Here is an 11,134-nt window from a genome sequence, read left to right as displayed (position 1 = left end):
TCGAGTAAGACCTCGGCACTGAATCGGTAGCCGCTTTCACCGGCAGGGCCCGGCCCAGCCACAATGATCGAAGACCCGAGCGAATCATTCGTTCGGGTCTTCCTTCACATCAACACCGCTAAGTAATTGCGCGCACCATGCATGGCGTAAGCGTCCCATGGTGGTCAGTCGGCCGACGTGGGCCCGTTCAGTTGGGGTCCCGGCGCCAACCGAATGGGGCCGCGAGCAGCAGCGATGTCTACCTCCTCGCCCTTCTGCTGGACAATCACCACTCCCTGGTCCACGAGCCCCGAGGCGACGTCACGCACGAGCGGCATCAGGTCCCGCCAGTCATCACCACCGATTGCACGTGCGGTCTCGGATGGGCAGATGGTCTTGCCGTTGCGTTGGCGCAGCAGATCGCGGATGGATGCTGCGGCGCGATCCCGGAGATCGGAGGCCTCGGGCGCGTCGTTGGTCCCGGAAGTTTGGGAACTCTCGGGCGCTGAAGGGCCCGGTTCGGCGTTGTTCTCGCTCGTCATCGGGGGATACCGCCTCGCTAGTGGATCAGGTTCATGGCGCGAATGAGTCCCTCGTGGCGTTTCATGCCCGCGGCGACCACCTGCGGGAAGCGCGCGTACCACCGCAGGTGCTCCGCGGCGACGTCGTCCTCCGACACCTTTTCGCCACCAATGATCCAGTGCTCGCGCGGGCCGCCCTCAAGGTCCTCGGCGCGATAACCCAGCGCATCCAGCGTGGATTCGTAAATGGGCGCTCGAATGCCACCGAGCAATACTCGCCCGGGATCCGTGACCTCGCCCGCTTCGCCCAGTTCCGCAAGAATTGCCCGGGCCACACCCATCAGCACCTCGTTGCTCGGATGGTTGATCACGTGCGCGGCATTGGGTCCCGCCGCTTCGAACAACGACGCCGCATCCACCGTTCCGTGCGCGTCCTGCCGGGTCCGCAGTTGATGCAGCGACTCGTCCCGGGAACCGCGAACGGCGGCCGGGGAGACTGGCTCCAGGTGTACGGAATGTTTGCCCTGGGCGGCGGCCACGAGCACCCGGAGGTCGTGGTACGGCGCGACGGGTGGATCCGTGGCGCCGGGTGCGCGCACGATCGCGAGCGTGGGCATGAGTGCCGTCCACCGCATCACGGGGTATTTCACGGCGCGGGAGCTTTCCGGAGTCGCCGTGAGAATGTCGTCCGAGCCCAGCGGCAACCCTCGGTACCCGGAGGCCACCGGCTGGGTCGCCACAAAGCTGCAGCGGTTCAGTAGCCGAGTGAGGTGCGGCAGGTCCTCGGCCAGTAACTCATGGACCGGAGGGACCCGCACGCCGTGCCAGCTGCCCTCCCCCGCCCCGTGCAGGAGCACGCGCAAGGATTCCGCCTGGCAATTGCCGTGCACCATGAACAGCGGGGCGTCCGGCAGTTCGGTGAGCCCGTAGAACTCCCCGTAGTGCGCGCGCCGGCCGGGGTCGTGCGGATCAAATCCCAGTGCCTCAGTCATGTGCGACCCGTCCTTCGATGCGTTGGTCCGTATTTGCCGGGCGAACCGCGGTGCACACGGTTCTTGCGTCCGATTCACCACGGTTCACATTACGTGTCTCACGCAGTTCCAGTAGCCCCGGAGCGCCTTGGTCACCTCGGTCACACAACGCGCCCAGCGGTTCGTGCAGGGTGAGCGGTGCCAGCGCGTCCACCAGGTAACGGCACCTGGCCCGGTAGCGTGGTTCCGGTTCCCCCACGCGAACGCGGGGGTCCTGGGCGAGGGCGGCCGGTATCGAGTCGCGATCCACGAACCACACACCGGCGTCCGTGTCCCGGAGCAGCTGCGCTGCCGTCAGGAACGCCTCACCGTCATTGTGATGGCCGCGCACCCGCACCACCACGTGCGGTTGATCGAAGACGACCCCCCTCCCCCGCGTGCTCGGCAGGGGAATGCGCTGGGCCAGCGCCATCGTTTCGGCGTCCTTGATGTCGCGAGTATCGGGCCGTCCACCCAGATCTGGGCCGTCATGCCAGGCGACGGCGCCGGCAACGTGGGTGAAACGCGCGCCCGCCTGCCAACACCGGTACGCGAGCTCCCAGTCCTCTCCCCCGTACCCGGTCAGGGTTTCATCAAACCCGCCCACGGTCTCGAAGAGCTCCCGGTCCACGCCCATGAGCGCACTGATGATGAGCCGGAAATCTTCGACTCCGGCGTCCGCCAGGTCGTTGGTGCGGGCATACCCATCGGAAAGCCAGGCCGGGTCCGCGAGCCTGCGAGCGCCGTGGGCGCGCCCAGACGTGAGCCACTGGTCGATCTGGGCCGGCGTGCACGCCGAGACGTCCACGTGCCGGCGCGCCCCCACGGCCAGCACGCCGCGGCCATCGTGGTGCGCTTCGAGGCCCGCCAGCATCGCGGTGAGAAACCTCGGTTCGGGCATCATGTCGCCATCGAGAAAAACGAGCCGGGGCGCGCGCGCAAGGACCGCGCCCCTATTGCGGGCGGCTGCCGCACGGAACCCCAGGTTGTCCTGTCGAGTCACGCGTACGGGGTACGACGTCGAGGGGATCGCGGGTGCCGCGGCCGAACCGTCATCGCTGACAATGACCTCGAACTCGTGGTGCGGAAGGTCCTGTCGTTCCAGCGCGCGAAGCAACCGGTCCAGGCCGAGTTGGTTCTCGTAGTAGGGCACGATCACGCTCACGCGGGGAGCGTCGGGCTGTGCGTGCGGGTCTGCGGACGCCAGTCGGGACCATTGAATCCGGGCGGCGCGAGCGGTGGACGGGACGGCGGAATCGTCCCAGTCCTCCTCATTGATCCACGTGGTCGAGGGGTCCTCGAGCGCGGCGTTCAAGGCGGCGGGGAGGTCATCGGTGAGGGTCAGGGCCCAGGGCGCCCGGTCGTGGAGTTCTTCGAAGAACGGGTGACGCACCACCACGGGACGGCGGCCACTGGCGATCCACCGCCCCACCGATCCCGATGCGGACACGTGCTCCGGCGCAACCACCGGAACGGTCACCGCGCGCGCCGCGGCGGTGAGTTGGTCCTCGGACAGGAACCCCGTGACGTGAAATGACCGCCCCCGGGCGCGGGCGAGGCGCTCGAAGTCGGCCACGAGATCCTGGTGGCCATCCGATGGCCGGCCCAGCGCAACGACGTCGGCGCTGTGCGGGCCGGCCGCCAAGGCGGCCAGAACGTGGTCGTGGCCCTTGCCCGGGTAAATGAACCCGAGCAGTCCCACGGTGGCGGTACTCGTGGGGAACCCGGGTGACCCCTCGGTCGATTCCCGGGAGAGGGCACGGTCGATGGGCAGCGGATCCACGTGGACGCGGGTATCCGCCGGGATGCCCGTGTGGCGCGCTAGGAGGCCTCGTTCGACGTGGCTGCTCACGATCACCGTGCGCGCGACCGCAACCACGCGGGCGTAGCCGGCGCAGCGGGCCGTGAAGGCGTGGCCGTCGGACGGCTGGGGAATGTCGTGGAGCGTGACGGACACCGGCCGACGAGCGGCAATGCGTTCGATGGTCCACGCGGCGTCCGCGGCGTCACGACCGAAAATCCGATCGGTGAAGTGAAAGTGCACCGGCCCGTCGCCGGCCAGGATCACCGGCAGGACGTCGGTGATCTCACCCTCGAGCCGTTCCGCCTGCGGGCTGTGATCGGCCAGGGCGCTCGCGTGCATCCTGACCCCGTGCTGCGCAGGGCCGACGATCGCCAGGGTGGTTACATTCACCCCCGAGACGTTACCGGACCACCCGTGGGATGGGTCCGACGCCCCCACCCCTCTGATCACGGGAGCGCGAGCCGGAAGACCTTACGCCACGCCTCGAAAACCTGCTTGGGCAGCGGGCCGGAGGTGTAGGGAATCCCGTACTCTGCACAGATCGCTTTGACCCGCGGGGCGATCTCCGCCAAGCGGTTGGACGGCAGGTCCGGGAACAGGTGGTGTTCGATCTGGAAGGACAGGTTGCCGGTCATGAAGTGCATGAACTTGGACCCGTCGATGTTGGCCGATCCCATGGCCTGCCGCAGGTACCAGTGACCGCGGGACTCGTTCTCGATGTCCTCTTCGGTGAACGTCTCCGCGCCGTCAGGGAAGTGACCGCAGAAGATCACGGCGTGGGCCCACAGGTTACGAATGACGTTGGCGGCCACGTAGCCCTTGATCGAGGACTTGGCCGAACCGGTCAGGGAGGCCAACAACGGCGACAGGACGAAATCCTTGGCACTCTGACGGCCGAACTTCTTCATGACGCGCTTGAAATCCCTGAGCGTCGCTTCTTTGGACTTGGCCCCGGCCAGGTACTGATCGAACTCGATGTCGTAAATGGCAATGCCCCACTCGAACATGGGGGCCAGACCGGCATTGATCACGGGGTTGAGCAGGTTGGCCGGGCGCCACGGTTGTGACGGGTCCATGCGCAGGACGTTGTACCCGACATCGCGGTCCTTGCCGACCACGTTGGTCCAGGTGTGGTGGGTTTCGTTGTGGGTGCGCTGCCAGCCGGAGGACGGTGCCACGAAATCCCACTCCCAGGTGGTGGAGTGGATTTCCATGTCGTTCATCCAGTCCCACTGACCGTGCAGAACGTTGTGCCCGATCTCCATGTTTTCCAGGATCTTGCCGCCCGCCAGGCAGCCGACCCCCAGGAGCCACAACGGCTTGTGCTTGGAGAACAACATGGAGGCGCGCCCCACCATTTCCAGACTGCGCTGGGCCTTGATGACCCGACCGATGTAGCGGGCGTCAGAGGCCCCCCGCTTGGCGGTGATGTCATCACGGATGGCGTCGAACTTGACCTCGAGCTCAATGAGTTGTTCATCGGTGAGATCCAAGGGGTTGGGTGTTCGACGAGCCCGCTCAATGTCTAAGGTGGGCGTGCGCTCTTCCAATGTTGCTGCCATACGGTGCTCCTTCTCGGGGATCTGTGTGCCTGACGGCTAAATCTACGGGGTGGCCTGCGGGAGGGCTGCGGCTGGGCTAGATGTCCAACGCCACCCAGGGTGCGGGCCGGGTGATGCACGTCTGGACCAGTCCGGGATCCTGCGTGACGTCACCGGTGCGAATGTCGGACACCTGCCCGTCCGTCATGGGCACCAGACAACTGCGGCAAATGCCGATTCGACAGCCGTGGGGCAGTTGCCGACCCGAATTCTCTGCCGCTTCCAAAATGGAATCCGCGCCGGTCACCTCCAGGGTTTCATCCGACCGGGAAAAGTACACTTCACCGTTGCCGCTGGCGCTGGTCCGCCGGGTGATGTCGAACCTTTCAACCCGACTCTGGCCACCGTGCAGAACCGCGAGTTCTTGAACCTGGCTCACGAACGCGTCGGGGCCGGACGAGTATATTTCGCGATCCTGATAATCCGGGCACAGGCGCGGGATGTCTCCGGTTTCGGAGAAATCAATCCGGCCGTCCTCGTGGCTGAACCAGAAAATGGGTTTCAGGCCCGGGAACTGGTCGGCAAGTTCCAGGATTTCATCGTGGAAGATGCAGTCCTCCGGCGTTCTGGAGGAGTAAAGCAGTACCACGTCGTGATCGGGGCGCCGCGGCATGAGCGTGCGCAGCATGGACATCACCGGAGTGATGCCGGAGCCCGCAACAATGAACAGGATGCTCGATGGTGTCTCGTCCAACACGAACTGCCCGGACGGTTCTTCCAAGTACAGGACAGTCCCCGGGGTGGCCTCGTGGACCAGGTTCTGGGACACCTCGCCGTTGACCTTCACGGTGATGGAGGGGTCATGGCCCTCGGCCGCGCTGATCGAAAATGGTCGCCACACACGTTTGCCGTTCAAGGACACACCAATGCGTGCCCACTGGCCCGCCACGTGCGGGATCCAGCCGTCACCGGCTCGGAAGAAGATCGTGGACGTATCCGAAGTCTCACGCACCACACGAGACACAACACCTCGGGTGTAACGGGCGCTCGTCAGGTTGTGGAACACCTGGAGAAAGTCTTTGGGGTCACGCGGGTAGGTGAATTGCGATACGGCAAATTTCAGGACCTTGCGAGCGCGATTTTTCTTCACTCTAGGCACCCACTTCTTGACTGTCGCCGATCGTTGAAATCTGAATGTCAGGTTGCTCTTTCTGCGTACGGAACCGGTTGTTCAACCGGCCTCCGATGCCGGAACCTGGTGACGATCTGTGCGGGTCCTCGGTCTCGATGATGTTCAACCACGCGTCAATCCTGTCGATCGTGCGTGGCCAGAACGTCCTTACCGTAACAACCGGGCATGCATGCCGACACCAAGCAGCCTGATTGTTACCTGGACGGAAACTCGGGTATATGATCCACAACACAGATACCAACTTGCACTTGTGCAAACTTGCACGAGTGCATAGTCTGTACCGGTGCCAGAAGATCACATGTCATTACGCGAACGGCATCGAGCCCGGACCTTCCGCGAGATCCACGAGGCGGCGTGGGAACTGACCCAACGCGGCGGATACGGCGCCACCACGGTCGAAGCCATTGCCGAACGCGCGGGGGTTTCCAGGCGGACCTTCTTCAACTACTTCCCTTCCAAGGAAGACGCGGTGCTGGGCCTGAAGCCGGTTCACATGCCGCAAGAGGATGTGGAGCGCTACCGGGACCCCGCCAACGGCGATGAGTTCTCGCGTACCGTACGACTCTTCCTGGCGATCCTCCGGCATTCCTCGAGCTTCAGCGCCACCGGCAAGGAACGCAAGGAGTTGCTCGCGGCCAACCCCGAATTGTCCCGAAAGATCGGCCTGCACATCATGACGGCCGAGTCCTTGGTGGCCACCACCATTGGGGAGCATCCCGGCGGGACGGCCAGCACCCGGTCGTGCGAGACGTCCCAGGCGTACGTCCTGATGGCCGGGTCGGTCCTCAAGTACGTCTACCGAAACAACGAAGACCTAACCATCAATTGCGATCCGGACGTCCTGGACCGTGCCGTGGAACAGGCACTGTCCGTCTTTAGATCCGCATTCAAGGAGATTTCATGAGCCACAGCACGTCATCTGCAACGACCAGGCGGTCGGGCAGACACTTGGCGGAACCCACGCCCCGACTGGTGCTGCTGTTCGCCGCCCTGATGATGGTCATGCTGCTGGCCGCCCTTTCGCAGACAATTCTTTCCACGGCGTTGCCCACCATGGTGGGTGAACTGGGCGGGGTGGATCACATGAGTTGGGTCATCACGGCCTACATCCTCGCGTCGACCGTCATGATGCCCGTGTACGGGCGGATCTCCGACCTCTTGGGACGCAAACCCATCCTGCTCGCCGCAGTCGTGTTGTTCATTGTCGGTTCGTTGATCGGCGCCGCTGCCCAGACCATGGGCCTGCTCATCGCGGCCCGCGTGGTTCAGGGACTGGGCGGCGGTGGGCTGATGATCCTCTCCCAGGCAGCCATTGCCGATGTCGTCCCGGCCCGCGAGCGCGGCAAGTACATGGGCGTCATGGGTGCGGTCTTCGCGGTGTCTTCCGTGGCCGGCCCGCTCCTGGGCGGTTGGTTGACCGAAGGGCCCGGTTGGCGCTGGGCCTTCATCATCAACATTCCGTTGGGCATCCTGGCTTTCACCGCCGTTTCCGTGTTCCTGAGGATTCCTCGCCCCGAACGCGCCAAGTCCCTTCACATCGATTACCTGGGCATGGTGCTTCTGGCGCTGGCCACCACCACGCTCATCCTGATCTGCACGTGGGGTGGCCAACAGTACGACTGGCTTTCCCCGCAAATTATCGGCCTTGCCCTGGCCACGATTGCCGGCGTCATCGCGTTCATCGTGACCGAGTCGAAGGTGAAGGACCCCGTGATTCCCCTGTCGTTGTTCTCGGACCGGAACTTCACGTTGACCACGGTGGCCGGCTTGATGGTGGGCATTGTCATGTTCGGTGCCCTGGGGTACATGCCCACCTACATTCAAATGGCCAAGGGCGTGGACGCAACCACTGCCGGGCTGTTGATGACTCCCATGATGGGCAGCCTCCTGGTCACCTCCATCGTGTCCGGGCAAATCGTGTCCAAGACGGGCAGATACAAATTCTTCCCCTTGATCGGCATGGTGATCACCGGGCTGGGGTTGTGGCTGATGTCCACGATGACCGCGTCCGATCCCATGTGGAAATTGTGCTTGTTCATCGCCGTATTCGGTGCGGGCATCGGCCTGAGCATGCAGATCCTGGTGCTCATCGTGCAGAACTCGTTCCCCAACCGCATGGTCGGTACCGCAACGGCGTCCAGCAACTTCTTCCGCCAGGTGGGCGCCACGGTCGGTTCGGCCGTGGTGGGTTCTGTGTTCGTGACGCGACTGCATGATCTGCTGGCCGAGCGTATGCCGCCGGCCGCCGCGAACGCGCCGATCAGCGCCAACTCTTTGACACCTGGCGCAGTGCAGGGCCTGCCGGATGCCCTACGTTTGCCCGTGATCGACTCCTACAATGATGCGCTGCTGCCCATCTTCTTGTTCATGGCGCCTCTCACGCTCATAGCCCTGGTACTGCTGTTCTTCGTGGTCGAGAAGCCCTTGGCCACCAAGATCGACCGTGACGTGGTCGCCTCGGACTCCGATGAGCCCGGTGAGTCAATCGGCGCGGACCCCGCACTTCACGGTACGGATCCGGCCGTCTCCGATCCCTCGCCCGCTACCCTGGAGGAGAGGGCGGACCATTACGCCGTCTCATCCCGCCCTTGACGAGGAGTTCACCGTGCGCATCCGAATCACCATCACCAGTGTCCTGGTGGACGACCAGGACAAGGCCCTCGAGTTCTACACCGACGTGCTCGGCTTCGAACTCAAGCACGATGTCCCCGCCGGCGGGGCCCGTTGGCTCACCCTCACCGCACCCGGCGACCCCGAGGGCGTGGAGCTCCTCCTCGAACCGGACGCCGGCCCCGGTGCAGCCGAATTCAAATCGACCCTGAAATCCGCAGGCGTGCCCTACACCCAGTTCCAGGTGGACAACGTGCACGAGGCCTACGACGAGTTGGTCGAGAAGGGTGTGCAATTCACCGTGGAACCCACCTCCGCCGGTCCGGTGAGCATCGCGGTCCTGGATGACACGTGCGGCAATCTCATCCAGCTCATCAGCGACAACTGACCTGCACTGTGCATGACCGTCAAGGGATCGACGGTACGACCGGAACCTAGCGTTTCCAGGGTCGTACCGTCGATCCTTTTGCGGACCACCTCAGGGTCGGGGCGCCGGCATCATTCGAGCGTCCTAGCGTGCTTGGGCCGTCAATTCTCGCTCGGCAGTTCCCGTCGAATGTCCGCCACCAGATCACTGATCAATTCGGGAGCATCAGCCAAGCGGGCCCGCAACGAGGCCATCTCGATGCCGTGCAGCAGTCCCACCGCATAGCGATCCTTCCCGGTGCGCTGGAAGTTGCGAGCCACGCGGGCCAACCAGTGTTCCATGACCGCGCAATCCGTGAGGGAACCGAGTTCGTCCTGGTAGTCCTTCGCGTACGACGCCGCTTTGGACCGTTTCTTGCCCGGCTCGACATCCGCCCGGTCCAGGGCATCGCTGACGTAGCGCACGGATTTAATGGCCTTGCGGGCGTCGTGCAGGTGATCGAAGTAGACCGCCAGATCCACGGAGTCCTCATTGGCCAGGGCCAACCGTTCGCTGAGTTCGGCACCCAGCTCGCTGACCTCTGCTCTGCCGGTCTGCGAGTCGACGGTCGGCTCGGCCGTGGCCTGGTGAATCACGTCGGTCAAGGCGGTGCTCATCACGGCCTTGGCGAACTTCTTGGCCGACAGATGCGCCGCCTGCTCGCCGAATGAGCTGTCCCGGGACAGGGCCCGCAGGTCCGTCAGCAACTGAAGGTGCTCGGGACTCTCCAGCATGCGACGAACGACGCGAGCGGCGTCGGCAATGCTCGTCTCCGATGCGGCAAACAGGTCCTGCCGGGCGGAGGCCGTGATCTGGCCCTGGAATTCGCCGTCAAGGCGCTCATGCAGTTGTTCGGCCGCGACCTCTTCGTCGCGGGCATCACTGAGCGCACGCGCCAAGGTCTTCAGACGATTCTCGAGATCGCCTCCCACCTGCTTCGGGATGTAGTCCCGGGAGGCGTGCAAGACGCTGCGCAGGGCCCGACTGCGCACGCGCATTTGATGCACGGAATCCTCCGAACCGATACGCACGGCGAAATCCCAATGCTGTAGCTGGCGCGTCAGGGATTCGCACATGGCGTTCAGGACATCCTGGCCGGTAGCCGGTGAGTCCCTGCCCGAATCTTTAGCTCGCTGTGGCTCGGCCGACACCGTGTCCTGGCCCAGGGCCCGGGCGATCTTGGCCGGCGACGACGAATGAACCGCTCCCGCTTTGAACAACACGTCCTCCACGGCGGTGAACACCGCCTTGGACTCCTTCTTGCTCAGCGTGTGGGAGCTCAACTCGGTCTCACACTCGCTCCATTCCCGGTCGACCCCGGAGCGCTCATCCCGGGCGCGGACGAAATCCACGCACAGCACAGCGTGCTGTTGACCGTCCTCGGTGCTGATCGGATACTCGGTGCGTTGGGTGTTGATGGTCGCCACGGGGCTCAGACGCTCGCCCAGCGTGATCCCGACGAGCGTCCTACGCAGCACCGCGGGCATCCGGTCGGAGCTCTTGAGGGGCTCGTAATGCAACTCCCCGCGGACCTTGCCGGCCTTGTACTTCACGTGCCAGCCGTCGTCGCCGCCACCCGCACGACACCGCACGGCCACATTGGCCGCGCTGAGCGCGTAGTCCTCGGTGTCGTAGTACGCCGCGGTCATGTCATGGATCGCGGGCTCCCCCACCGTGAAACCCTTGATCTTGTGCGGCTTGAGCTTGGCAGCCTGTTCGGGTGACAGGTCGTACTTGCGTTCGATCTCCCATTGGTGCTGTGCCATGACACTCCCTAGATATGAAACGCGCCGCGACCTGCCCTCATGGGAACGGCCGCGGCGCGGTGTCTAGATACTCTTCTCAGAAATTTGCGGTGCTACGCGCTACGCCCGGCGACGTTTCAGGACATCGTCCAAGTTGAGTGCGGTGGATTCCCGTGAACCGGCCTCGGCCGCGTCCCTCAGAGTGCTGGACTTGGCGGCCGGTCGCTGCGGCACCTGCAGGGGTTCGGGTTCGCGCGGGGGAACTATCGGGGCCTGCGTGTACAGCGGCTTGGGAACCGGAACCGGCTTCCAGGTGGTCTTGCCCT

At 64.4% G+C, this 11,134-nt stretch carries 9 protein-coding genes and 1 pseudogene; 3 read left to right on the top strand and 7 right to left on the bottom strand.

The features are described 5' to 3' along the window. Positions 1–164: 164 nt before the first annotated feature. The 5 genes from Q4E95_RS03495 to Q4E95_RS03475 form a co-directional block, all read right to left on the bottom strand. Positions 165–521 carry a DUF3253 domain-containing protein gene (locus tag Q4E95_RS03495; protein ID WP_303381985.1) on the bottom strand — a complete coding sequence of 119 codons (357 nt, stop codon included), beginning with the start codon at positions 519–521 and terminating at the stop codon, positions 165–167. Positions 522–538: 17 nt separating this feature from the next. Next, entirely contained in the window at positions 539–1,492 is a 954-nt protein-coding gene (locus Q4E95_RS03490; RefSeq protein ID WP_303381984.1) for a WcbI family polysaccharide biosynthesis putative acetyltransferase, read from the bottom strand. After that, complete coding sequence (locus Q4E95_RS03485) at positions 1,485–3,704, bottom strand: glycosyltransferase (RefSeq protein WP_303381983.1); 2,220 nt, start codon at positions 3,702–3,704, stop codon at positions 1,485–1,487. Before Q4E95_RS03485 ends, Q4E95_RS03490 begins: the two co-directional genes overlap by 8 nt. Positions 3,705–3,760: 56 nt before the next feature. Next, complete coding sequence (locus Q4E95_RS03480) at positions 3,761–4,876, bottom strand: acyl-CoA desaturase (RefSeq protein WP_303381982.1); 1,116 nt, start codon at positions 4,874–4,876, stop codon at positions 3,761–3,763. A 76-nt stretch (positions 4,877–4,952) separates the two neighbouring features. Next, entirely contained in the window at positions 4,953–6,005 is a 1,053-nt protein-coding gene (locus tag Q4E95_RS03475; RefSeq protein WP_303381981.1) for a flavin reductase family protein, read from the bottom strand. Positions 6,006–6,345: 340 nt separating this feature from the next. On the opposite strand from Q4E95_RS03475, the gene Q4E95_RS03470 reads away from it, so the two are divergent. From Q4E95_RS03470 to Q4E95_RS03460, 3 genes are read left to right on the top strand one after another with little or no spacing between them, the layout of a single operon-like run. Continuing rightward, complete coding sequence (locus tag Q4E95_RS03470) at positions 6,346–6,951, top strand: TetR/AcrR family transcriptional regulator (RefSeq protein ID WP_303381980.1); 606 nt, start codon at positions 6,346–6,348, stop codon at positions 6,949–6,951. Then, positions 6,948–8,639 carry an MDR family MFS transporter gene (locus tag Q4E95_RS03465; protein ID WP_303381979.1) on the top strand — a complete coding sequence of 564 codons (1,692 nt, stop codon included), beginning with the start codon at positions 6,948–6,950 and terminating at the stop codon, positions 8,637–8,639. The genes Q4E95_RS03470 and Q4E95_RS03465 overlap by 4 nt, the downstream gene beginning before the upstream one ends. A 13-nt stretch (positions 8,640–8,652) precedes the next feature. Further along, positions 8,653–9,045: a VOC family protein gene (locus Q4E95_RS03460; protein WP_303381978.1), complete on the top strand. Its 393-nt coding sequence runs from the start codon at positions 8,653–8,655 to the stop codon at positions 9,043–9,045. A 140-nt stretch (positions 9,046–9,185) separates the two neighbouring features. Here the strand turns inward: Q4E95_RS03460 and Q4E95_RS03455 are convergent, their stop codons facing one another. Beyond that, positions 9,186–10,829 carry a CYTH and CHAD domain-containing protein gene (locus tag Q4E95_RS03455; RefSeq protein ID WP_303381977.1) on the bottom strand — a complete coding sequence of 548 codons (1,644 nt, stop codon included), beginning with the start codon at positions 10,827–10,829 and terminating at the stop codon, positions 9,186–9,188. A gap of 99 nt (positions 10,830–10,928) precedes the next feature. Beyond that, positions 10,929–11,134 (bottom strand): annotated as a pseudogene (locus Q4E95_RS03450) (hypothetical protein); the annotation flags it as partial.

This window comes from Kocuria sp. (assembly GCF_030536815.1).
GTDB lineage: Bacteria > Actinomycetota > Actinomycetes > Actinomycetales > Micrococcaceae > Kocuria > Kocuria gwangalliensis.
The sequence above is the reverse complement of the archived record's forward strand: the minus strand, read 5'-3'. Positions and strand labels throughout refer to the sequence as shown.